Consider the following 23,451-nt stretch of genomic DNA (forward strand, 5'->3'; position numbering starts at 1 on the left):
TTCAGCGAAGGCATCCACCAACGCTTAACAGATAACTTATTGCAGTTAAGCAATACAGTGAAATATCATTTTCAGACACTGCCATAGCAAAAAAACTATAACCAGAAACACAGCTAAACAAGACCCTTCAATATCGAGAATTAATTTTACTGATTGTTCAGAAAATAATTTTTACAAAATAAAAGCCACCGCTAGCCGAAGCTAACGATGGCTGGAGGGGACTCTTTCGAGGTACTAAGCGGTCAATAGGCTATAACAAAGAGCAGCCAATACCAGCGGCACCAAAAAGCGCACCGCATAGAGCCAGAGCATAAATAGTATGCCTGTTTCCTTCATTGCAAGTTCTTCAGCGCAGATTTTCTTCGTGACCACCCAACCGACAAACAGGGCAATACAGCTACCGATCAGTGGGGCCGCGATGCGCGTGGTTATAAAATCAAACAAGTCGAAGAATGTTTTCCCAGCAAAGTAATCGAACATGCCCAGCGGATAGGTACTCGACAGTAAATTAAATGAGAACACGCAGAGCAAGCCAAGCACCCACACGACCCCGCCCATAATAAACACTGCCCGACGACGCGACCAGTGGAATAAATCACAGACCCATGCAACCGGTGCCTCCAACATACTCAGCGCCGAAGTGAGGGCAGCAAACGCCAGTAGCACGAAGAACAGACTACCCAATATCGCTCCGCCGGCGATCTCACCGAAGGCGATAGGCAACGTCATGAAGACAAGACCAGGGCCACCACTAGGCTCGAGATTATAGGCGAATATAATCGGGAATATCGCCAGGCCCGCCAACAACGCGACCAACGTATCAGCCGTCACAATCACCGCACATGAACGGGGAATGTTCACGTCACGCTTTAGATAGGCACCATAGGCCATCAAGTTTGTATAACCGACACTGACGGAGAAAAAGGCTTGCCCGAATGCATCTAACACGACCGATGAGGTTATTTGCGAGAAGTCAGGGGTAAACAGAAAGCGTAAAGCCGCAGCGAAATCACCATAGATGGCGGCATAGACCACCATCGCTAGCAACATCACAAACAACGCAGGCATGAGCACTTTAGTCGTGCGCTCAACCCCTGACTGAATACCTTTCGAGGAAATAAAAACCGTTACAGCGATAAATACCGAGTACGCTAACAACAGCATCCAAGGGTCGCCGTTCACTTGATCAAATACTCCACCAAGCTGCTCACCAGATAAGCCACTCAGGCTGCCACTGCTCATCTTGATGACGTAGGTGATCGTCCACCCCCCTACGACACCATAGAAGGCCAGTATTAACAACGCAGCAATACTTCCGCCATAGCCCATCAACACCCACCGCGAGCTACCCGAGGACTCTTTTGCTACTGCTGCGATCGACCGAGGCGGACTTGCCTGCCCCCGGCGACCAACCATAAACTCGGCAATTAATAACGGTAGCGCCAGCGTCAGCACCGCCAGCAGATACACTAAAACAAAGGCCCCACCACCGCCCTCACCCACCGCATAAGGAAAACGCCAAATATTTGCTAGTCCGACCGCCGAGCCAATCGCGGCCAACATGAAGCCCCAGCGAGATGACCACTGTTGCGTATTATTATTTGCTGCCATAGTACTACCTTATTTTTATTTTATTGCAACGACACTAACGGCACTCTCTATTTATAATAGTCATTATTGAATGCCGTTTTAACCGATCAGCTAACTCACTTAAGTGACCGCTCCACGCTGGTTAAACTCACTGTCACGCCACAGCTCTTTTTCCATAATATCCACGAGGCGATCGACGGCGTCCCAGACATCGACATAGCTAGTGTAAAGCGGTGTAAAGCCAAAACGAACATTGTCTGGTGCTCTAAAGTCGCCGACGACATCACGACTAATCAGCGCTTGCATCACCGGGTAGCCATGCGTATGGCTAAACGAGACTTGGCTGCCGCGGCACTCGGCATCTTCCGGGCTGACCAGAGTAAAGCCATACTGACTACAACGCTGCGTCATTAACCTAATAAATAGCTCGGTGAGTTTTTTCGACTTCGCTCTTACCGCCGCAACATCCGCCCTGAGGAAAATATCCAGCCCCACCTCTGCAACGGCCAAGCTGAGAATAGGCTGTGTGCCGCTGAGCATTTGATTGATGCCGGGCGCCGGACGATAGTCTCGCTCGAAGGCGAACGGGTCGGCATGCCCCCACCACCCGGTCAGCGGTTGTAACGCTTTACCCTGATGGCACTTGGCAGTAAAGATAAAGCCGGGACTACCGGGACCGCCATTGAGGTACTTATAGGTGCAACCAACAGCAAAGTCGACGTTACAGCCGTTGAGATCTACGTCTAACGCACCGGCACTGTGACACAAGTCCCAGATCGACAGCGCACCCACCTCATGTGTCTTGGCGGTAATAGCCGCCATATCAAAAATACGCCCGGTCTTATAGTGCACGTGAGTCAGGCAGACTGCGGCAACATCTTCGGTAATCGCCGCCTCCATATCATCATGCTCGGCAAAGCGAATCTCATAACCGTCGCCCAACTGCGCCAATAAGCCCTGCGCCATATAGTTATCGGTAGGGAAATTGCTACCGTTCATTACAATAACCTTGCGCTCGGTACGCTGAGTTAACGCCGCCGCTAGCACCTTGTAGAGGTTAAGGCCGGTCGAGTCGGTGACCACCACCTCATCGTCGTCAGCACCAATCAACTTTGCTAACTTATTACCTAGCCGCTGCGGCAAACTAAACCAATCGGCCTGATTCCAACTCTTGATTAAACCAACGCCCCACTCCTCTTCAACCACCTCCACAGCACGCGCGAGGGCGGCTTTCGGGCGCACTCCCAGCGAGTTTCCATCGAGATAAATCATTCCCTCTGGAATGGCGAACTCATCGCGAAACTCACTTAGCGAGTCCTCTAAATCTAGCTGTTCACAGGCGGCACGGCTGTATTCATTCATCATCGTCACTCAACTCATTCGTTAGTACTACTGCAGGCGATCTAAAATTAAAGCGATTTACAGTTTTTTATTAAAATTCAACCTCAGTATAGGTAAAACAGCCATAATCAGCTTATAACAAATATTGACAAGGCCATAACTTTTTCACTATAGCTGGATAGCGTAGAACAGCATAAACAAGTTATAACGTTAGCGTTATATCTCACCTTCAAAATTCTATTTTTATCGTATAACAGCAACGCTTATAGTCAGTAAAGCGCTCTCCATATCTTATGGATCTTTACGCTCCCCCCTAATTAATAGCTTCGAAATCAAACGATAAATATGGAAGTAATAATGACTAAGAAAATTAAAGCCGCCATCATTGGCCCCGGCAATATAGGTACCGACCTATTAATGAAAGCTATGCGCAGTGAATTCATCGAACCGAGTTGGATGGTAGGCGTCGTCGATAGCTCGCCTGGTCTTGCTCGCGCAAAAGAAATGGGTATAAAAACCACCTCCGCAGGGGTCGATGGCCTACTACCTGAAATGCAGGCTGACGGCGTGCAGATCGTCTTCGATGCGACCTCCGCTTACGCGCACGCCGAAAACTCTCGTAAGGTAAATGCCCAAGGGGCAATCATGATAGACCTCACACCCGCCGCCATTGGCCCCTACTGCGTCCCCGCCGTCAACATGGCCGATGCCGTCGCCGCTCAGGCAATGAACGTCAACATGGTCACCTGTGGTGGCCAGGCAACCATCCCCATGGTCGCCGCCGTCAGTCGTGTACAAACCGTCGACTACGGCGAGATTATCGCCACCGTCTCGTCTAAGTCCGCCGGCCCAGGCACCCGGAAAAACATCGATGAGTTTACCCGCACCACCGCCGGTGCCATCGAAAAGGTCGGGGGTGCGAAAGAGGGCAAGGCGATCATCATCATCAATCCCGCCGAGCCACCGCTGATAATGCGCGACACCGTACACTGTCTCGTACAAGGGGAACCTGACCAACAAGCCATCACTGACTCCGTGCTGGCGATGGTCGCCGAGGTACAACAATACGTGCCCGGCTATACGCTGAAAAACGGCCCGGTATTCGATGGCAACCGCGTCTCGATCTACCTTGAGGTCGAGGGGCTTGGCGACTTCCTACCCAAATACGCCGGCAACCTCGACATAATGACCGCGGCCGCACTGAAGACGGCCGAGCGCTATGCCGAAGAGATCCTCGCCGGACGCCTGCAGCCTCGCAGCACCCTATAACCTCGCCCCCACTCACCACGAATAAGAGACAGAAATAATGGACCTAAAAGCAAAGCAAGTAATATTGCACGACATGTGTTTGCGAGACGGCATGCACGCCAAACAACATCAGATCAGTATCGAGGAGATGATCAGCGTCGCCAGTAGCCTCGACCAGGCTGGTGTGCCGCTGATCGAGGTCACCCACGGCGATGGCCTCGGCGGTCGCTCGGTCAACTACGGCTTCCCTGCGGCGAGCGACGAAGCCTATCTCAAGGCAACGGTAAAGGCGGTCAAGCGCGCAAAGATATCCGCACTGCTATTACCGGGTATCGGCACCATAGACCACCTGAAAATGGCCTATGACTGTGGCATCAGCACTATCCGCGTTGCCACACACTGTAGCGAAGCCGACGTTGCCGAGCAGCATATCGGTCACGCCGCAGAGATGGGGCTCGATACTGTTGGCTTCCTGATGATGACACATATGATCTCTGCCGAGGCCTTAGTTAGCCAGGCGAAGCTGATGGAGTCCTACGGTGCCAACTGCGTCTACTGCACTGACTCCGCGGGCTATATGCTACCCGACGACGTCAGCGCCCGCATTGCCCTATTGCGCGCCGAGCTAAAGCCAGAGACAGAGATCGGCTTCCACGGTCATCATAATCTCAGCATGGGCGTGATGAACTCACTGGCCGCCGTCGAGGCCGGTGCCAACCGTATCGATGGCTCCGTCGCGGGCCTCGGTGCCGGTGCCGGTAACACACCGCTGGAGGTCTTCGTCGCGGTATTAGAGCGTATGGGCGCACAACACGGCGTCGACCTCTATAAAATTATGGATGTTGCCGAAGACATCGTCACGCCGATGATGGACCGCCCCATTCGTCTTGATCGCGATGCGCTCACCCTCGGTTACGCCGGGGTCTACTCCTCGTTCCTACTATTCGCACAGCGCGCGGCAAGGAAGTACAACGTCTCTTCCCGTGATATCTTAATGGAACTGGGTCGCCGCGGCACCGTCGGTGGCCAGGAAGATATGATCGAAGATCTCGCCCTCGATATGAGCAGGGAAAAGATAAAGCGTTAGATTTTAGCGACCACGCTCAGCAACCGTGGTCACCAATTCAACCTCTATTTTAAAAACAAAAAAGCCGCTCAATTGAGCGGCTTTTTTATCACACGATAAACCTCAACAATTATCGAGCAGGCCAAGGCGTCTTGGGGGCGCCAAAGTTTGGCTCACCCAGTACAGGGCTCGATAACAGATAGATACCGTGGTTGGTAAACTCCCAGAACAGGTTACGATCGTACTCGATATAAACGCTGTGTGAGAGGTTACCGCGGGCATATTCCGCCACGTTTTCAGTATCAAACGGCGGTACGAAATAGGCAACAATCTCTGGATTTTCGAGGTCGCTGACATCGAAGACCTGCAAGCCTGCGTTGTAGAAGTTAAACGGCAGGATGCCCTCTTTCGGTGTGCCCGGCTGGGTATAGTAACCGGTACGCTTGGGACCAAAACTACCCCGACGCTGACAGAAGTCGGTAAAGGCGGCATCGGCCGGTGGCTTAGGGCGCGGTAAAATACCGATTTCGACAGGTTTTTCTGGCTGGCGAACATCAATCATGTGCACGTTTTTATACGGTTCCCAGCAGTCTTCGTTGAGCGGGTAACCACTGAAATAAACAATGCCGGTCTTCTCCACCTGCGAAACATCGATAAAGTCCCCCTCAACGCCCGCAACATTCGGTTCGAAGGCCATATGACTAACAATCTTCATCTCCGCCGGGTTAGTGATATCGACAACATAGAAGCCGAGACCTCCCATTGCCGCGTAGCCGTACTTGCCACCCTTCTCAACCGGGGTAGGGATAAACAGCGACATGCGCGCGCCCATCCATGAGGTGCGATTGCCGGCACGCGGATTAGCCTTGTACGCCGCCTCGTGCTCCGCATCACCGGCTATCTGCCCGGCAACGTTCAGCTGTTGCAGGAACTTCGGGTTAGCCGGGTCCGACATATCCCATGACTGGTAGCCTGCTGAGTAGAGGTCGTTGGGGTATTCTGTCAGTGAGTGCGAGGCCTCAGGTGCCGCAGCCACAAACATCGTATCACCACCAAAGTAAACCGGGATATCCCTAACGCCTGATCCCTGCTGCTCGCCTATCGGTGCATCAGGGTGCTTATAATCGGTCGTTCGCTCAGCCAACAACTCCCAGTCTTCTGGCATCGGGCCGTTCATCGCATAGACTTTAAAGCCTTTTAAGTGCTTCGCCTTACGGATTGCCTCGACCTGCTCGGGCTTATGGTATTTATCTTTGAGCAAACCAAAACGGCGTATCTCAAACGATTGCACCATGATGTTCTTACCCAGCTTCTCATTCCACTGAATAGAAGCTGCGCCAAACATGTCATCTTCAGGGTAAGGGTTTACCTCCTCGCCCGGCCCGTCGATACCCCAGGTATTTCCCTTGGTGAGTAACAACTTTAATTCTTTGGGCTTGGTAATATCGTAAATTTTTAAATCGCGTCGAACATATTGGTAAAGGTAGCGACGACCATCGAAATCGACAATATTTTGCCAGGTATGAAATGGCTCAACGACGATAGGATAAAACGCCTCAACCTTCATATTTTTAATGTATTGTTCGCTATCCCAGTAATCGAGGATACCGTCAAAGGGGACTTGATCGTGTGAGTCACGAGTAGCCACTGGGTGAGTGAAGCTACCGTCCTTATTCATGCCATAACTGCTTGGCAGAGGATCTACCGGCGTTTTGTCTTCGGCCATATCGACCTGTCGCTGCACAAAACGGTCGGCAATATTATACGGTGCCGAATGCCCCTCTGCCGCAGCGTGTTCCTCGACCGTATCATGGCTGGCCGAGCAGGCCACCAACACACTCGAGGCGAGTGCAATCAGTGCCGCCATCTTCGGTGTTCTATTGCTCATACATTGTCCCTCTCTTGTTATCGGAGTTATTATGGTTATTTTGCCAAGTTAAAGAAGTCTATGGTGTTGCTGGAAAGTATTTTATGTTTCGCCGCCTCGCTTAGCACAGGCTGCTCCCGCACTAACTTGCCAATCTGCTGCTCGCCGAGGGGAAACGGATAGTCAGAGCCCAATAAAATATTATCTTCCCCCATCACTTTCACCAAAAGCTCCAGCGCATCGGGATCGAAGACAGCCGAGTCGACATAAAAGCGATTAACGTAGCTCGACGGTTTTTGCGGACAATCTTCACGCACAATATCACGGTGCTGCCAGGCGTTATCAATACGCCCCAACAAGTAGGGGAAGCTACCGCCACCATGCGCAAAGCAGATGCGCAGGCTCTCAGGCAGACGTTCAAAGGCACCCGATAAAATCAGCGACAAAATCGACAACTGTGTCTCCGCCGGCATCGATACTAACCAGGGCAACATGTATTTCGGCATGCGCTCCTGCGCCATCATATCCCAGGGGTGTACCAACACCGCCGCATCGACACTGGCACAGTGCTGTAAAAAGGTGACTAAACCCTCGTCATCTAAATTCTTAGCGCCGACGTGATTACCGATCTGTACGCCAATGTGGCCGCTGTCCATCGCCCTCGTCACTTCCGCACAGGCGAGATCGACATCCTGTAGTGGCACCTGACACAACGCCTTCAGGCGCTGATTATCATGGGCACAGATCTCCAGTGCCGCATCGTTAAAGATCTTCGCACACTCTGCTGCCTGTTGTGCGGGACGATCGTAGGCAAAGAGGATCGGCGTGGCCGACATCACCTGGATATCGATACCGTGTCGGTCCATTTCCTCGAGGCGAATAGCAGGGTTCCAACAGGCCTCATAGACCGGACGAAAGTCTTCACTGCCTCGCATCAGCATCGCCTTACCCGGCTCGGTATGACGCATCCACGGCCAACCTGTGGTGCCGAAGCGTTGCTCTAAGTTCTCCCAGCTTTCAGGCAGAAAGTGCGAGTGCATGTCGATTATTTTCATGAGCTATTTCCCCGGGTGCAATTCGCCACAATGATTGCAGCGACGCAGCTCTTCATTGTCAGCAAACGCCTTAAATAAAGGCGGCAAATCGTCGACGATCGACTTCAGCTGCACCTCTACTCGATGCACTAAATAATTACAGCTCTCGCAGTACCATTCGAAGGCATCCAGCTGGCCGTCAGGGCGCTTGGGCTCGATCACTAGGCACAAGCTGCCCTCCTCTGGGCGCTGTGGCGAGTGCGGTACACGAGGCGGCATTAAGAAGATATCGCCTTCTTTTAACGGCATATCATAGGGACCATCGTCGCCCATGATGCGTACAAAAGAGTTGCCCTTGAACTGATAGAAAAACTCTTCGACTGGATCGATATGGTAGTCAGACCTGCTATTTGGGCCTCCGACCACCGTCACCATCAGATCGGTCTCCTCCCAAACCAGCTGGTTGTTTACCGGCGGCTTGAGCCTGTGCTCGTTTTCTTTCAGCCATGCCTGGAAGTTAAAGGCTGCCAACTTTCCCATTACTAGATCCTCTCTAACGATCAATTTATAGCGGCTTGTAAGCCACCGCTTTTATTTCTATCAATAGGTGTGGGTGCGGTAACTGATGCACGGCTACCGTTGTCCTCGTCGGACCACTCTCGGTAAAATATTCGGCATAGGTCTCGTTATAACCGCCAAAGTCATTCATATTCACCAGAAAGGCGCTGACCTCCACCAAATCATCCAGGCTCGCACCAGCCTGCTGTAAAATATCGGCAATATTCTCGATGACCGCGCTAGTCTGCTGGCGGATATCCAGCGCTGTTGTGCCCATCTCATCGACCGATACGCCAACGAAGCTGTTATCGGGGCGACGCGAACTGGTGCCAGAGACATAAATAAAGTCGCCGGCACGCTTAAAATGAGGGAAGCGCCCACGTGGCTTTGCCTTGCCCTCGATGACATGGCCCGATAGCTGTTTATTACTCACGTCGCTCATAGCCTACTCTCCCCGTCCATTTTATCCACAGTCATTGCGCCGCCTGCTCGCCAACATTAATTTCTGCGCAACCTAACTGCTCAGTCACCACCCGCACATGCACGCCAGGCTTGAGTGCCTGTGCCGCCGTCGCGGCGCCGGCGAGAACAACCCAGCCCTTCTCAAGGGTCAGGCCAGCCTCGCCGGCCAAGCGCGAAGCCGCCACCAGCGACCGGTAGGGGTTGCCCATGATTGCCGCACTCGAGCCGATCTCTACCGCCTGGCCGTCAAACTCTAACGACATACCTAAATTTTCGATATTACAGTCCGCCGCCTGCCAGGCACCAATCACGACGCCAGATGAGGATGAGTTATCGGCAACGACATCTTGAAGGGAAAACTTAAAGTTTTCATAGCGCGAATCGATAATTTCCATCGCCGGGGCCACCGCCTCTACTGCCGACATGGCCTCTAACAAAGTCACTTCGCCAGACAGTGGCGCCGATAGACGAAAGGCTATTTCTGGTTCGATACGAGGGTGTACATAGTTTTTTAAATCAATTAAACCGCCCTCCTCCAGCAGCATCGCATCGGTCAGACGCCCCCAGATCAAGTCGTCGACGCCCATCTGTATCATCTTGGCACGACTGGTAAAGCCCATCTTAATGCCGACCAACTGCTCGCCACGCGCCAAGCGACGATCGATTGATTGCGCCTGCACCTGATAGGCCTCTGTCAGACTGAGCGGATAGCCATTCTCAGAAAGCTGACCAATAGCCTCAGCACGCTCTGCAGCACGATCGACGATTTCTGCTATTTTTGCTATATCTGTCATCACTACTTCCTCTTAAATTGCTATTGACCAAAGGCCGCTCGTACCGAGCCTAAGCCCGATATCCGCGCCTCGATAATGTCGCCCGGCTGTACTGTGACCATCGGGCCTAGCGCCCCCGTTAGAATGATATCGCCCGCTCGCAGTGGTGAACCATTTGTCGCCATGGTCTTCGCCAGCCACAGCGCCGCATTAAGTGGGTGTCCGAGGCAGGCCAGCCCGGCACCGACCGACACCTGCTCGCCGCGACACTCCATCACCATGCCGCAGTGACGCAGGTCGAGCTGCTGCAATTTTTTCGGTTCATTGCCCAGCACAAACAAACCCGACGAGGCGTTATCGGCGATGGTATCGACAATATTGATATCCCAGTCTTGAATGCGACTACCGACAATTTCGATGGCCGGCAGAGCGTAGGCAACAGCAGAGATCAGGTCGGCGACGGTAGGGTGCTCTGTGTCAATATCACGCTCGAGTACCAGTGCCACCTCGGCCTCGACCTTTGGCTGCAGAATGTCACCCACAGCAATGAGCTCGCCATCAGCGACGGCCATATCGGCATATAACATGCCAAAGTCAGGCTGATCGACACCCAGTTGCTGTTGCACCGAGCGCGAGGTTAAGCCCGCCTTACAGCCGACGGGGCGACGCCCCTGCTGTATCCAGTGTTCAGTGTTGAGCTGCTGTACAGCGTAGGCGCTCTGTACATCAAGTTCGGGCAGTAAGTGACGCACCGGACTACAGGGCTGACCACTTTCGTAGGCCTGACGTATTGCCTTAGCGGCAGTTTCAATAGCAGTTTTATTCACGATTTATCATTCTCTTGCTATGAGCGATTAGTTTAACTTGATACAAATATTCATTGGCTCGGAGTAAAAGTTCAGCGAATGCACGCCGCCCTCACGCCCGACACCCGATAATTTCACCCCGCCGAAAGGCGTGCGTAAATCTCGCAGGTACCAGCTGTTGACCCAGACGATGCCAACCTCTAACTGCGGCGCTATGCGGTGAGCACGCGATAAATTACTGGTCCAGACGGTCGCCGCCAAACCGTAATCACTGTCGTTAGCCATCGCTACTGCCTCCTCCTCACGATCAAAGGGCGCAATATGGCAGATGGGGCCAAACACCTCCTCCTTGATACAGCGAGCGGTTTCCGGCAGCCCGATCAATATGGTTGGCTGCACAAAGGCGCCATCATCCCGGCGGTCGCCGAAACGCGGCACACCGCCGCCGGTGACTACCGTCGCCCCCTCATCCTTCGCTAGCTGATAATAAGACAACACTTTCTGTTGATGCTCATGGGAGATCAGCGGTCCCATATCGGTGCTTTCGTCCTCTGGCCAGTCAATCCTCAGCGCCTCTGCCTTCTGCTTCAGCGCCGCGACAAACTGTGGATAGATCTCGCGTTCGACATAGACACGCTCGGTACACAGGCAGACCTGGCCACCGTTGGTAAACACTGACTTCGCCGTTCCTTCAACAGCGGCATCAAAGTCGGCGTCGGCAAAAATAATCGCCGCGTTTTTCCCCCCCAACTCGAATGACAGTGCCTTCACGTTATCGGCTGCTGCCCGCATGATCGCCCCGCCGGTGCGGGACTCACCGGTAAAGGTCACGGCATCGATGCCGGAGTGCTTACTGAGAAACTCACCGGCAGAGTCAGGGCCGAAGCCATGCACGAGGTTGAACGCACCGGCGGGAATACCCGCCTCGTGCATCACCTCCGCTAACAGCGTCGCTGTAGCTGGAGTATCTTCCGACGGCTTAGCAATCACCGCATTACCCACCGCCATCGCAGGCGCCAACTTCCAGGTCAGCAGCAACAGCGGTAGATTCCACGGTGCAATCACCGCCACTACCCCCAACGGCTTATTGACGGCGTAGTTCAGTGCCTGCTGTCCATCGGCAGTCTCGGTCTGAAAGCACTCGCCAGCACGAGAGCTCGCCATGTCGGCAAACACCCTAAAATTCGCCGCTCCGCGTGGGATATCGATATTCTCGGCCTGCCATAACGACTTGCCTGTGTCCGCCATCTCAGCCGCGACAAAATCGTCGAAGCGTGCCTCGATACCGTCGGCAACCTTATGCAATAGCGCACTACGGTGAGCCACCGACATCTTGCCCCACTCACCCTCGACCGCGGCTCTCGCCGCCTCCACTGCACGATCAACAACCTCCGCCGACGCCTCTGCTACCTGATTAATTTCGCTGCCGTCAACGGGGTTGATGTTGGCAAAACGCTTATCTGACGCGACAAATTCACCACCGACATAGTTATTCAATACGCCACCGAAGTGGGGTGTTTTACGTGGTGTTTTACCTGTGGTTATCGCCGTCATCTTGCACCCTGTCTATTGTCTATGTGGTTAATTCACCACCATCTTGTTTTAGGCAACTCTACGGCAAGATCTCATAGTCTAAAAATCACTTTTTAATGATCAGCTATAACGTATTTCATATAGCCAACCACCTAGCCAACAAGCGATAACGTTATAACGGTTTGACCGGCTATAACCTTTGAATTATATTAAAAAATAAATATAACAATGAAAATGGGTCGGCTCACTATGCTCGAAACCTCTATCAGCCCCGAGATTCTCGAGCGGCACTTAGTCTCCCGGATGAAAATAAAACACCTTCGTTTACTGGTTACCGTTGGTGAGCAAGGCAATATTTTCAAGGCCGCACAGCTAATGAACATGGTGCAGCCCGCCGCCACCAAAACCATTCGCGACATAGAGAACGCCCTCGGCATTGTATTGTTTAACCGCTCCTCAAGAGGCGTCACTATGACCCCCTATGGTGAAGTGTTAGTTAAACATTCGAAGCTGATTCTCTCGCAGATAAAACACGTCAGCGAAGAACTGAGTTCAATCAAGGAGGGGGTACTCGGCCGCGTCACCATCGGCACTCTGCTAGCCGCGAGCCCCTCGCTACTACCGAAGAGTCTCGCCGCCCTCAAGGCCGATCGCCCCGGCGTCTCCGTCGAGGTCATCGAGGGCACCAACGACATGCTGCTACCTAGCCTACAGATGGGCGATATCGATATCGTCGTCGGTCGCCTACCCGAGATACAGGAAAACGAAGGCCTTATTTCAGAGGTGCTCTATTACGAGCCTGTCGCCCTAGTGGCGCGTACTGGTCACCCGCTGGCGAGCAAGAAAAGGCTCACTCTAAAAGACTTGATCGACGAACAGTGGATCCTTCCCTCCAGCGGCACCACGCTGCGCCGTGAGATCGACAATGCCTTCCACAAGGCTGGCCTTGCCGTGCCGCAAAACGCCATTGAATGCGTCTCGATTCTGACCAACCGTACACTGCTGATCGAGACCGACATGATCGCCGCCATGCCCTATCAAGTCATCCGCAGTTACGAGGATATTGGCCTGCTCGCCCAACTGCCGGTGAAGATTAAAGCCGACCTCGGGCCTGTCGGTTACACCATTCGCGCCAACACCGAACTCACACCGGCGGCCAACCATCTACTGGGCATCCTGAAAGCCACCGCCCAGCAGATGAGCGACAGAGAGTAGGCCGTCAGCCAGCCCAGCTAATAGAGCGAGCGCTCCTTTTCCGCCACTGCCACTGCCTGCTCCAGATCCCTGAGCTCTTGCTCCGGTTTTTGTGGGTCAATTTGCCCCATCAAGATGCGCGTAAAGCTTGGCATCAGCGCTCGGTCTAGCTGCGCCTCGACATCCCACAGATTAGCGCGGGTAATCGCCTTGGTGCAGTGGAAATACACCTCCTCGACACGCACCACTATCACCGACTTGGGGAGTTTATTACGCTGTTCAAAGTCAGCCAACAATGCCTGATCGGTAACAAGCGATGCGCGGCCATTGATTCTCAAGCACTCCTTGAAACCCGGCACCAAGACCAGCAGGCCGACGTTGGGGTTTTGCACAATATTGCTCAGGCTATCGAGGCGATTATTACCTGGTCGGTCCGGCAGCGCGATGGTCTTATCATCCAGACAATGGATAAAGCCGCCGACATCGCCACGCGGCGAACAGTCTTGCACCCCCTCGCTATTAGCGGTCGACAACAGCGCGAACGTCGACAGGCTGAGAAACTGCTTACTGTAGTCATCTAACTGATCCTGCTGCTTCTGCAGAGACACCTCTCGCGGCTCGCCATAGAGTTCACGTAACTGTGCTAACGAAGTGATCTTTTCATACGCCATTCAAGACTCCTTAGCGTCAACCGGCAGCGCACAAACCTGACACAAAGCCACACTGTAATGAGCTGCCAATCAACATACATTTTATAATTTTCGCCGCCAGACTATATGCTGCGACCAGTGTGATTAGAAGATTTGAGGCGTTACCATATGGTAAACGACTATCGTAGCAAGTCGATGAGACCGATAAGTAATAGCGCCTATGCCGGTTTCGCATCATAGTTTTGCAGACTGTTTTGCGGTATAAACGAGCACTAACTACGCTAAATATTAGCGATTCGGCACATCCACAGCGGTCACAATCAGCGTGACGACGAGGCAAAGTATCTTGATTAAAACACTCACCGGCTGGTTATTGTGCGCGACCATCATGCTGACGGCGAGCTGCCGACTGATCTACCCCAATGAGGATTTTGACTCCTACCACAACCTCTCCGCCAGCAACCCCTACCCCTTTCACGAAGTACAAGTCTACGACCCGAAGACCGGCCACAACCACAATGAATTTACCCTACTCGACAGTGGCCTCGTAGCCCTACAGGCCCGGTTAGAGATGATCCGCCGTGCCAAACACAGTATCGCGGTCGAATACTTCATCTTTAGCCCGGACATCAGCGGTAAGTTATTAGTTCATGAGTTGATCGACGCCAGCCGACGCGGCGTCAGCGTGCGAATACTGATCGACAAGTCTTCGACCGTTTTCCAATTTGATGAGTACTACGCCGAGGCATTAAAGGCCGAGGGTATCGAGGTACGCTACTACAACGCCGCCCCACTCTACTTCTTCTCCACGATCAATTTCCGCAACCACCGCAAGCTGCTACTAGTCGATGACCGCGAGGCTATCACTGGCGGCCGCAATGTCGAGAACGACTACTTCGATCTGTCAGAGCAATTCAACTTCCTCGACCGTGATGTGCTCGTGCAGGGCGATATCGTCAAGACCATGCGCCTCTCCTTCGACGCCTTCTTCGAGCATGAGATCAGCGAGCGCCCGACGCCCCCCAGTGCCAACAGCAACCGAGAGCGCGAGGTGAAGAATTTCCTCGCCAGCAGCGAACAAGAGAAGCAGTATCGGCAGCAGATCGCGGCCATCGCCCAGCCACTGCTGGCTAAGCTGCCACAGTATGCCTGCCCGGTCACCACCTTCACCTCTGACGCGCCTGGCGGTAGTTTTTGGTCACGCTTCCGCGATCCCTACAGCGACGATTATCGCTTCCTGCGCAAGACACTCTTTGATAAGGCCGTGGCCGTAGAGCATCGCCTCACCGCCGCCTCGCCGTATATGATTCACAATAAGAAGTCCGCCGACCTGATGCAGCGCATGCAGGACAAAGGCGTCGATATCACACTCTATACCAACTCGCTGGCTTCCACCGACGCCAGCTACGTCGCCGCCCGCCTCTATGACAATGTCTACGACTGGCAGCGCAGCGGCATCAAGATTTATCTGCATTCCGGCCTCTGGGCGGCCGAAACGCCGGCCGTCAGCCCCGCCGTCGAGGCCGCAACCTGGGGCATGCACGGCAAAACCCAGGTCTACGACTCCAACGAGATCATGGTCGGCACCTATAACCTCGACAACCGCTCCAACCACTACAACAGCGAGATGGCGATTTTCTGTAGCGGTAATAAAGAGCTTGCCGCCGCCGTCGAAGACAGCATCATGACACGCGCCCAGCAGGGCTATCAGATCGTCGGCGATCAGCGTGCCGTCGATGCCGACGGCAACGAGGTCAGCGTCTACGGTGCCGGCGACCCCGACACGCGCAAGATGCGCTTCATGTGGCTACCCTCTTGGTTGTTCGAATTTCTGCTGTAGCCCCTAGTTAGCGTTAAGGCTAGATCGGCCTTTTTCTACGCAAAAAAAAGGAGCGATAATCATCGCTCCCTTTTTGTCGTAGTCCGCTCGCTTAGTTCGCGGCAACCACATTTTCTCCTGTACTTAACTTGTTGCAAATATCTTCGTCCAGCCCCAACGCATTGCAACCCTCTTTGTCAAAGTCAGACAATAACGCCACCATCTCGTAAGACTGGGCAATGTTGGCAGCAGTACCTGCGATAAGTTCTTCACTCATGCCTAAGGCTAGTAAAACATCTACAGAACCAAACTTCCCGCCAGTATATGAGTGCGTAACCACCGCCATCAATAGCGGTGTCGGAACCAGGCCTTCACCTAGCACACTCTCAATAGCGGAAATAATATCAGGCCAATTACGATTGGGTTGCGACAACCAAACCAGTAATTTATCAGTCGCCGACAGAGGATCGAGATTAAGACCATCAACCAATGTGGACACCAACCCGCTATCTGCGTTTAGTTGAACATGGTAGTAGTTATCATCCACCTTAGGGAAGTTAGTCTCAAGTAGTAAGCCATCAGATTCATCCGCCACAAAGACATGATCCCACTGACTTTCGTTAATGACACTATCCACATCGAGGGGCTCGTCGAGCTGGTCCTGGGCCACAGCAATATCCAGCGCCGAGAAGGTCGGAATGAAGGTAAACTTACGCTGGTTATAGAAGTGGGCGGGCGAGGTGATGTCATCACCCGTGTAGTTATCGCGCTGATTGAAGATCAGCTTGCCATTTTTATCGTATTTATTATCCTTATATGAGGCAGATAATAGAGCATTCAGATGCATATAGCTGCCCGCCACCTCATCATAACTTACAACTTCGGACGGTGTCCTACGAAACTCAGGGAAATCCTTAAACAGCCTGACTTCTCCAGCAACAAAGATGAAACTGCAAGTCATCAAAGCATTCACACCGACATTAGTCTGCAGGTTAACCTCCCCTGGCACCGTCGGGAACAACTTAAGATTCATGAAGGCATAATCATCAGTGGCCTTAGAAAGGCAGCTAAGAAACTTGAAGTCCTTGGTCAAACCACCACGACCGTCGAATAGAAAATACGAACCGTCTGGGTTAAGAGGATACGCCGAGTTGTCGAGTGCAGTACCATAGATGCTGCCGTTAGTCACCGCGACGTTAACCGTTGAGGCCGGATAACCGATTTCGTCGAGTTTTTGCTGAAAGGTGTACTGAGGCAGTGTATCGATCACGCTGTTTAGTAGTAACTGCGAGCCCATCTTGCTGGTCAAGGTCTGCCCTGTCGCCTCATCAATCGAGGCCTTAATTTGATCGGTTACGCCGCCATCACCGATGACCGCGTCCAGCTTAACATCGAAGCCACCAATCTTCTTGACCGCCGAAAAGTTTTTATTCACATAACCGTTGACCTTGCCAATCGTCGAGCTCATCACCGGTAAAAGGTTCTGAATACTTTGTGGAATGTTAGCACCACGATGCGGCGCATCGTAGGAGATATAGGTGCCGACATCGTGATACTGACCTTTGTTTTCAAGATCGGCGAGAGCGTAACGCGCGACAACACCACCAGAGGAAACACCGACTACGGTAATGTTCTTACGTAGGATACGATTTTCACTGGCGAATTTTAAAATGTCCTGTACCAGATAGGCGTTATCTTCGATCGAGTCACCGCCGTGTACCATGCCGTCGGCCAATAAGATGATGCTGTTGGACAAGGCTGCGAGCTCAGCCGCATTTTGAGCGCTACTCTTCATCGTATTATACATTCCGCTCGCCGCCTCTTTCAGGCGCTGGAAACGACTGGTGACAGTCTCTTCGCCATCCGGGTTGAGACCATCGACGAAGATAACCAAACGCTCCATGGCCCCATGCAACTGCTCTTCAGTGTAACTAACAGGGACTAGGCTTTGTATTGGGCTCGTGTAATCTCCTGCCTCATACCCCCAATAGCCTGGTTTAGAGCTATCAGTCTCACTAAAGTCACGTTCGACAAGGTGATAACGGTTAATATTATCGCCCTTAAAAATCTTAATAACACTTTTGGCCACTTCATCATCAAAATTTTTGGCAGTAATAGTACAACCAACCTGGGCATCTAACAGCGTCTCACAAGCCTTACTCAGCGCTGCATTGGCACTATTCATTAGACCCAGCGAGGCGAGAGCCACCGCTAGGGATATCGTCTTGATCTTCATATTTCCATATACCGTTATAATTAAGTGTGTGTTTTTGAATCATCCAAAGCATAAAACCAGCGCGACTATACTAACGAGATCAAAAGGGAGCAGGTATCGGTCAAAAGTTATATTTAGCCGAAAGATAAATCACTCATATCGGTATAGGAAACCGGCGTTACAACAAGGAATGAACACTACAATACGACTTTAGTACTATTTAAAAGTCATCATTAAACAGTGCACCAAAGTCACTAGGTAGAGGCAGACTAAATGAGTATTGTCGCCTTACCATAACCGCTGACCATTTAGACAAGCTTCATTGAATAAACAAAAATATCTGCATCAATCATAATTTTTTTTAAATAAACACGACATTCTAGAACAGCAAGCTCTACAACAACGGCAGGTATATATCGTCCTAACCCATTCTAGCAATGAGTTCACAGAACACTTATTCACGCAGCATAGCATCAACTCAGAAATTATTTCGCTATTTTTCAAAAATAACTTAATAGCTTAGTACTATTTAAAAGTCATGGTGTACAGCAGTCGTACAAACTAGCGAAGGTCACACGCGCGATGTGGGCCATTTAGGCCTTACTGTCACAGTTGTAAGTTCGATGCCTCTCATCGATGATGTCACGCTCGCTATTGAGCTGGTAGAGATGATCAACACGGGCCGGCAACGTCACCAGCATGTGCTCGGTGAGGCGTTGAAAAAACTGTACGAAACGGTCGATCTCATCGACGCTCATCAACGCAGCCGCTTCTTCGTTTTGCTCCCTAAGCTTTCCCTGCTGTGGCCCTGAGCTGCGCAGCTTGTCTGCCAGTTTCTGCTCCTGCTGTAAGCGCCACTGATAGACCACCTGAAAAGAGGGCGCACGTAACATTACCCAGCTGTCGACCTGTTCAAAGATGCGCTGATAATCACCGCCTAAACTATCGTTGCTATAACGGCGCCAGCGCCCGTCGCTATCGGCATGGCGCTCAAACTCATTGACCGGTGCCAATAGCATCTGTGCCGGCTGCGCCGTCGCCCCAAGACACCAGCCCTCTAAGATAATAATATCGCATGGCGTCTTCACCTCATCACAGGCACCCGGAGCACAGCGATCATCTGCCGCCTTATCAAAGCGCGGCACCCGCACAGAGGCGCCGACACCGCTTCGCAGCCGAGCCAAGGTGCGCAGCATCAAGCGTGTGTCATGGGTACCGGGTACACCTCGGCTAGCCAGCAACGGATGCACGGTATCGGCTAAGCTCTGTCGCTGGCCCTTGGCCAGGTAGAAGTCATCTAACGATAACACCACCGTCGACAGTTGGTGCTCACTCTGCAAGCGTACACGTAGGTACTCTGCCAATGTCGACTTTCCCGAGCCCTGGCACCCGTTGATACCAACAACAACGCAAGCGCCACGCTGACAACGTTCGACCAGCTCCTCAAGCAACGGCGAGAAGTGCTTGGCGGCGGTGGCTAGATAATCTTCCGGCAGCACCTGAGTATCGATGAATTGGCGAAGCTCTGAGCTCGGCATGGGGGCCTCCTAGTGAGTGCATAAAAACTTGCCCCACACCATAAACAATAGATCACCAATAGGCTATGGCTAAACATGCCAGCAACTACAACACCAAGGTTTTCTGGTAGCTCATCTCGCGAATCGCATACTTGATACCCTCTCGCCCGACACCGCTCGACTTAACACCGCCAAATGGAAAGTGCTCCGTCCTAAAACCTGGCCCGTCGTTGGTCGCCAAGGTGCCCACCTCTAGGGCTTCAAACAGGTAACGCATGGTCACTAAGTTCGTGGTGAAGACGCCGGCCTGCAGCCCGAAAGCCGAGTTGTTCACTAATGACACCAGCTCCTCAAGGGTGTCGAAGGCGCGCAGCGGTATCACCGGGCCAAATGTCTCCTCCACCATCAGCGCCGCATCATCGTCGACACCTTCTAGAATAGTAGGGTAGAGAACATTACCCTCGCGACGATTACCCAGCAGCACGGTCGCTCCCCCGGCAATAGCCTGATCAATACGCGACTGCACCGTGTCCGCCGCCGCAGCATTGATGACCGGGCCGACAAAGGTCTGCTCAGAGGCAGGGTCACCGACCACCAGCTCAGACGCAGCCGCCAATAAGCACTGTCGAAACTCGTCATAGACCGCCTGCTGGACAAAGACTCGCTTGGCCGCAGTACAGCGCTGCCCGGCAGTGGCAAAACGTTGGTTGATTGCCGCGGCAACGGCCGCCTTGATGTCGCCGTCATCCATCACGATCAGCGGATCGTTGCCGCCCAGCTCCAGCAATAACTTCTTATAACCTGCCGCGCGGGCAATCGCTTCAGCTGCCCCGGTGCCACCGGTGAAGTTCACCGCATCGACGAGAGGGTGTGCAATCAGACCTGCCATATCCGTCAGCGCCGGCACCGCCAACTGCAGCACCTGCTCTGGCATGCCAGCCCGATAGCACAGCTCAACCAGTAACTGTGCAGAAGCCGTGTTCTCTGGGCTAGGCTTAAAAAGTATGCAGTTACCCGCGGCAAAGGCCGGACCGATCTTATGCATGGCGATATTGATGGGGAAATTAAACGGTGTAATGCACAGGATAGTGCCCAGTGGCCGCCAACAGACCACTCCGATCTTGCCACGTGTCGGCGCATAGGCGTCAGAGTCGAGCGCCTCACCGCTGATCTGTCGAGATTCCTCCGCACTGGCAATCGTCGCATTGACCGCCCGCTCCATCTCGATGCGGCTATCGGCTATAGTCTTACCGGTCTCCTCGGTAATCAGTTTCGCCAACCCCTCAGCATGCTCCTCCAGCAATTCAGCGAGACGATACAAGATCGCCGCACGACGATGCGCGGGGAGCTCTTTTTGATGGCTCTGCCCCGCCTTTAAGCATCCGAGCTGCAACTCAACCTCGGTCCACTCAGTATGTTGATAGCTCGCGATAACACGATTGCTATAGGGGTTAACGACATCGTAGTTATTACTCATTAGATTGCGCCTCTTGTGCGTGTCAGCCGACGATCAGTTGATAAAAAACACGGAAGCCGGCCAGCAAAAGCGCCGCCTTCATGGTAATAAAAAAAACTCGGGGGTCGATTCTTGCGAGTATATAAACGCCGATTCGTGTACCAACGACCGCCGAAAGAGAAAAAACAAGCAGCAGCTGCCAGTGCTCGAGAAAGGAAAACCCCAAAAAAATAAACGCCGGCACTTTGCCTAGATGGACAAATAACTGCATCAGCGATTTGGTGGCAACGATCTGTTCCTTGCGCAGGTCATCGCGCAGCAAAAAAGCACCGAGCAGCGGATCGACGACGCCAATCAGGATCGCCATAATACCGGTGACGATTCCCAGCCAGAAAAAGTGGCGATGGCTGATTTTAATTTGCGGCATCGACTTCGGTTTAAAGACCGAGTAACTAATCAACAGCAACAATAGTGATAACAACAGTGTCTCACTGAGATAATGCACTAGAAATAGTGTCGCCGCCGTCATCCCCACCACCGCACCAAGACAAAACGGCCGGCACATAGCCCAGCAAACCTCGATGCGCAACAACCAACAACGCGCTGCGTTATTGAAAATTTGTACCACGCCATGGACTGCCACCAGCGGCCGTAAGGGCATAAACAAACCCATCACCGAGAACATCAAAACACCGCCGGCCATCCCCGTCACAGAGGAGATAATGGCGGAGAAAAAAATGGCGACAATAATAATACACGAGGCAAAAACATCGAGATCTATCGTTTCTATCACGCCCCTACCCCGCTTATCCATGAATCGTTTAAGGGCAATTTACACCGATTCAGCTATCAGACTTAGAGCCAATAAAGCACACTGCATGGGGCCAACTGGCACGATACAATCTGCCCGTTGGCCCTATAAATCGCCATCAGCGCCTCGCTAAGATGAAATCATTCACTCACCTTTATGACTTTCTAGGAGCAGGCCGATGAGCACACTGAATATGGACTACCACTGGCTTCCATTTACCAACAACAAGGAGTTTAAGGCCAACCCGCAGCTAATCGTTCGCGCCGAGGGCATTCACTACTACGACCAACAGCAACGCAAGATTCTAGATGCTTGCTCCGGCTTGTTTACCACACCCGCCGGACACTGCCGCCCGGAAATCACCGAGGCAGTGTCGAAGCAGCTTGCCACCCTCGACTTCACACCACATTTTTTACGTGCCAACCCCGCCTCGTTTGAGCTCGCCGAACGCATCGCTGAGTTAACCCCCGAAAACCTCGACAGGATATTCTTTGTCAATTCGGGCTCCGAGGCGATCGAGACCGCGATAAAAATTGCCTATGCCTTCTTCGCCGCCCGCGGCGATGGCGGTAAACAGCGACTGGTCAGCCGCGAGCGGGCCTATCACGGCGTCAACTTTGGCGGTGTCGCACTCTCCGGCATGGTAAAAAATCGCGATATCTACGGCGCAGGCCTGCCGGGTGTCGCCCACATGCGACACACCTGGCTCGCAGAAAACAGCAACACCCTCGGTGAGGGGGAGCACGGTATTGAGCTAGCTGACGACTTGCTGCGGATGATTCAACTGCACGGCGCACAGAGTATCGCCGCCTGTTTCGTCGAGCCCATCGCCGGCTCAACCGGAGTGTTAGTGCCGCCCAAGGGATACTTGCAGCGCCTGCGTCAGCTCTGCGATGAGCACGACATATTGCTGGTGTTCGACGAGGTCATTACCGGCTTTGGCCGCACCGGTGCTAACTTTGCCGCCGATAGCTTTGATGTCACACCCGACATCATCACCATGGCCAAGGCCATCACCAACGGCGCCCAGCCGATGGGGGCGGTGGCAGTGCGCACCGACATCTACGACACGGTCATTGAGGCAGCACCGGGTGTCGCCCCTGAGTTTTTCCACGGCTACACTTGGTCTTGCCATCCTGCCGCCTGCGCCGCCGCCCTAGCCACGCTGAACATTTACCGCGACGAATCGCTGTTTGAACGTGCACGCGCGCTCTCACCACTGCTCCTCGATGCAGTCGCCAACCTCGCTGAACTCGACATTATCAACGACGTAAGGGGCTATGGCATGTTGGCGGGCTTTGACCTCGCCCCCTGCGAGCAACCCGGCCGCCGCGGCGCGCAACTTCAGCTCGATCTATTTAACGCCGGGCTACACCTGAAAACCACCGGTGATGCCGGCATCATCGCCCCTGCCTTCGTTACCACACCGCAACAGATCGAGCAGATGTTCGAGATACTGACCAAGGTATTGAAGCGCTACTAAGCACTCATCGTGTACATGAGTCTGGTTC

19 protein-coding genes are annotated in these 23,451 nt (G+C 52.9%); 5 read left to right on the forward strand and 14 right to left on the reverse strand.

The features are described 5' to 3' along the window. Nucleotides 1-234: 234 nt before the first annotated feature. The gene (locus EDC56_RS10400) at nucleotides 235-1,611 is read right to left on the reverse strand and encodes a sodium-dependent transporter (protein WP_123712444.1); all 1,377 of its coding nucleotides are present in this window, start codon (nucleotides 1,609-1,611) and stop codon (nucleotides 235-237) included. A gap of 99 nt (nucleotides 1,612-1,710) precedes the next feature. Beyond that, entirely contained in the window at nucleotides 1,711-2,955 is a 1,245-nt protein-coding gene (kynU, locus tag EDC56_RS10405) for a kynureninase (protein WP_245980680.1), read from the reverse strand. Between the two features lie 333 nt (nucleotides 2,956-3,288). Here kynU and EDC56_RS10410 point away from each other — a divergent pair, with 333 nt between their 5' ends. Further along, nucleotides 3,289-4,200 carry an acetaldehyde dehydrogenase (acetylating) gene (locus tag EDC56_RS10410; RefSeq protein WP_123712445.1) on the forward strand — a complete coding sequence of 304 codons (912 nt, stop codon included), beginning with the start codon at nucleotides 3,289-3,291 and terminating at the stop codon, nucleotides 4,198-4,200. A 37-nt stretch (nucleotides 4,201-4,237) separates the two neighbouring features. Beyond that, complete coding sequence (gene dmpG, locus EDC56_RS10415; RefSeq protein WP_123712446.1) at nucleotides 4,238-5,266, forward strand: 4-hydroxy-2-oxovalerate aldolase; 1,029 nt, start codon at nucleotides 4,238-4,240, stop codon at nucleotides 5,264-5,266. Between the two features lie 109 nt (nucleotides 5,267-5,375). On the opposite strand, the gene EDC56_RS10420 is transcribed toward dmpG, so the two are convergent. The 7 genes from EDC56_RS10420 to EDC56_RS10450 are packed head-to-tail and all read right to left on the reverse strand — an operon-like array spanning nucleotide 5,376 to nucleotide 12,299. Then, a complete protein-coding gene (locus tag EDC56_RS10420) occupies nucleotides 5,376-7,133 on the reverse strand; it encodes an LVIVD repeat-containing protein (protein WP_162844146.1) in 1,758 nt (585 codons plus the stop codon). A gap of 35 nt (nucleotides 7,134-7,168) precedes the next feature. Further along, entirely contained in the window at nucleotides 7,169-8,167 is a 999-nt protein-coding gene (locus EDC56_RS10425; RefSeq protein WP_123712448.1) for an amidohydrolase family protein, read from the reverse strand. 3 nt (nucleotides 8,168-8,170) lie between these two features. Continuing rightward, entirely contained in the window at nucleotides 8,171-8,686 is a 516-nt protein-coding gene (locus tag EDC56_RS10430; protein WP_123712449.1) for a 3-hydroxyanthranilate 3,4-dioxygenase, read from the reverse strand. Between the two features lie 25 nt (nucleotides 8,687-8,711). Beyond that, nucleotides 8,712-9,146: a RidA family protein gene (locus EDC56_RS10435; protein ID WP_123712450.1), complete on the reverse strand. Its 435-nt coding sequence runs from the start codon at nucleotides 9,144-9,146 to the stop codon at nucleotides 8,712-8,714. A gap of 31 nt (nucleotides 9,147-9,177) precedes the next feature. Beyond that, nucleotides 9,178-9,960 carry a 2-keto-4-pentenoate hydratase gene (locus EDC56_RS10440; protein WP_123712451.1) on the reverse strand — a complete coding sequence of 261 codons (783 nt, stop codon included), beginning with the start codon at nucleotides 9,958-9,960 and terminating at the stop codon, nucleotides 9,178-9,180. 20 nt (nucleotides 9,961-9,980) lie between these two features. Beyond that, nucleotides 9,981-10,766, reverse strand: coding sequence for a 2-keto-4-pentenoate hydratase (mhpD, locus tag EDC56_RS10445; protein ID WP_123712452.1), 786 nt, complete (start codon nucleotides 10,764-10,766; stop codon nucleotides 9,981-9,983). 27 nt (nucleotides 10,767-10,793) lie between these two features. Continuing rightward, a complete protein-coding gene (locus EDC56_RS10450) occupies nucleotides 10,794-12,299 on the reverse strand; it encodes a 2-hydroxymuconic semialdehyde dehydrogenase (RefSeq protein WP_123712453.1) in 1,506 nt (501 codons plus the stop codon). Nucleotides 12,300-12,527: 228 nt separating this feature from the next. Between EDC56_RS10450 and EDC56_RS10455 the strand changes: the two genes are divergently transcribed. Beyond that, nucleotides 12,528-13,493: a LysR substrate-binding domain-containing protein gene (locus tag EDC56_RS10455; protein WP_245980681.1), complete on the forward strand. Its 966-nt coding sequence runs from the start codon at nucleotides 12,528-12,530 to the stop codon at nucleotides 13,491-13,493. A gap of 17 nt (nucleotides 13,494-13,510) precedes the next feature. Here the strand turns inward: EDC56_RS10455 and EDC56_RS10460 are convergent, their stop codons facing one another. Then, nucleotides 13,511-14,143 carry a pyridoxamine 5'-phosphate oxidase family protein gene (locus tag EDC56_RS10460; RefSeq protein ID WP_123712454.1) on the reverse strand — a complete coding sequence of 211 codons (633 nt, stop codon included), beginning with the start codon at nucleotides 14,141-14,143 and terminating at the stop codon, nucleotides 13,511-13,513. A 325-nt stretch (nucleotides 14,144-14,468) separates the two neighbouring features. Between EDC56_RS10460 and EDC56_RS10465 the strand changes: the two genes are divergently transcribed. Continuing rightward, nucleotides 14,469-15,962, forward strand: coding sequence for a phospholipase D-like domain-containing protein (locus tag EDC56_RS10465; protein WP_211333644.1), 1,494 nt, complete (start codon nucleotides 14,469-14,471; stop codon nucleotides 15,960-15,962). Between the two features lie 91 nt (nucleotides 15,963-16,053). On the opposite strand, the gene EDC56_RS10470 is transcribed toward EDC56_RS10465, so the two are convergent. From EDC56_RS10470 to EDC56_RS10485, 4 genes are all read right to left on the reverse strand, one after another. Then, complete coding sequence (locus EDC56_RS10470) at nucleotides 16,054-18,177, reverse strand: PGAP1-like alpha/beta domain-containing protein (RefSeq protein WP_123712456.1); 2,124 nt, start codon at nucleotides 18,175-18,177, stop codon at nucleotides 16,054-16,056. A 572-nt stretch (nucleotides 18,178-18,749) separates the two neighbouring features. Next, the gene (locus EDC56_RS10475) at nucleotides 18,750-19,694 is read right to left on the reverse strand and encodes a hypothetical protein (RefSeq protein WP_123712457.1); all 945 of its coding nucleotides are present in this window, start codon (nucleotides 19,692-19,694) and stop codon (nucleotides 18,750-18,752) included. A gap of 85 nt (nucleotides 19,695-19,779) precedes the next feature. After that, nucleotides 19,780-21,150, reverse strand: coding sequence for a sulfoacetaldehyde dehydrogenase SafD (gene safD / locus EDC56_RS10480; protein ID WP_123712458.1), 1,371 nt, complete (start codon nucleotides 21,148-21,150; stop codon nucleotides 19,780-19,782). A gap of 22 nt (nucleotides 21,151-21,172) precedes the next feature. Beyond that, nucleotides 21,173-21,922, reverse strand: coding sequence for a sulfite exporter TauE/SafE family protein (locus EDC56_RS10485; RefSeq protein WP_162844147.1), 750 nt, complete (start codon nucleotides 21,920-21,922; stop codon nucleotides 21,173-21,175). A 196-nt stretch (nucleotides 21,923-22,118) separates the two neighbouring features. Here EDC56_RS10485 and aptA point away from each other — a divergent pair, with 196 nt between their 5' ends. Beyond that, nucleotides 22,119-23,423: an omega-aminotransferase AptA gene (gene aptA, locus EDC56_RS10490; protein WP_123712460.1), complete on the forward strand. Its 1,305-nt coding sequence runs from the start codon at nucleotides 22,119-22,121 to the stop codon at nucleotides 23,421-23,423. Nucleotides 23,424-23,451 lie beyond the last annotated feature (28 nt).

It is taken from the genome of Sinobacterium caligoides (assembly GCF_003752585.1).
Taxonomy (GTDB): Bacteria; Pseudomonadota; Gammaproteobacteria; order Pseudomonadales; family Sinobacteriaceae; genus Sinobacterium; species Sinobacterium caligoides.

Coding starts and splice junctions, on each gene's coding strand:
- EDC56_RS10425 (WP_123712448.1), bottom strand. CDS start 8,167: ATGAAAATAATCGACATGCACTCGCACTTTCTGCCTGAAAGCTGGGAG.
- EDC56_RS10400 (WP_123712444.1), bottom strand. CDS start 1,611: ATGGCAGCAAATAATAATACGCAACAGTGGTCATCTCGCTGGGGCTTC.
- aptA (WP_123712460.1), top strand. CDS start 22,119: ATGAGCACACTGAATATGGACTACCACTGGCTTCCATTTACCAACAAC.
- EDC56_RS10410 (WP_123712445.1), top strand. CDS start 3,289: ATGACTAAGAAAATTAAAGCCGCCATCATTGGCCCCGGCAATATAGGT.
- EDC56_RS10420 (WP_162844146.1), bottom strand. CDS start 7,133: ATGAGCAATAGAACACCGAAGATGGCGGCACTGATTGCACTCGCCTCG.
- EDC56_RS10435 (WP_123712450.1), bottom strand. CDS start 9,146: ATGAGCGACGTGAGTAATAAACAGCTATCGGGCCATGTCATCGAGGGC.
- EDC56_RS10455 (WP_245980681.1), top strand. CDS start 12,528: ATGCTCGAAACCTCTATCAGCCCCGAGATTCTCGAGCGGCACTTAGTC.
- kynU (WP_245980680.1), bottom strand. CDS start 2,955: ATGATGAATGAATACAGCCGTGCCGCCTGTGAACAGCTAGATTTAGAG.
- EDC56_RS10450 (WP_123712453.1), bottom strand. CDS start 12,299: ATGACGGCGATAACCACAGGTAAAACACCACGTAAAACACCCCACTTC.
- dmpG (WP_123712446.1), top strand. CDS start 4,238: ATGGACCTAAAAGCAAAGCAAGTAATATTGCACGACATGTGTTTGCGA.
- EDC56_RS10440 (WP_123712451.1), bottom strand. CDS start 9,960: ATGACAGATATAGCAAAAATAGCAGAAATCGTCGATCGTGCTGCAGAG.
- EDC56_RS10470 (WP_123712456.1), bottom strand. CDS start 18,177: ATGAAGATCAAGACGATATCCCTAGCGGTGGCTCTCGCCTCGCTGGGT.
- EDC56_RS10430 (WP_123712449.1), bottom strand. CDS start 8,686: ATGGGAAAGTTGGCAGCCTTTAACTTCCAGGCATGGCTGAAAGAAAAC.
- EDC56_RS10460 (WP_123712454.1), bottom strand. CDS start 14,143: ATGGCGTATGAAAAGATCACTTCGTTAGCACAGTTACGTGAACTCTAT.
- safD (WP_123712458.1), bottom strand. CDS start 21,150: ATGAGTAATAACTACGATGTCGTTAACCCCTATAGCAATCGTGTTATC.
- EDC56_RS10475 (WP_123712457.1), bottom strand. CDS start 19,694: ATGCCGAGCTCAGAGCTTCGCCAATTCATCGATACTCAGGTGCTGCCG.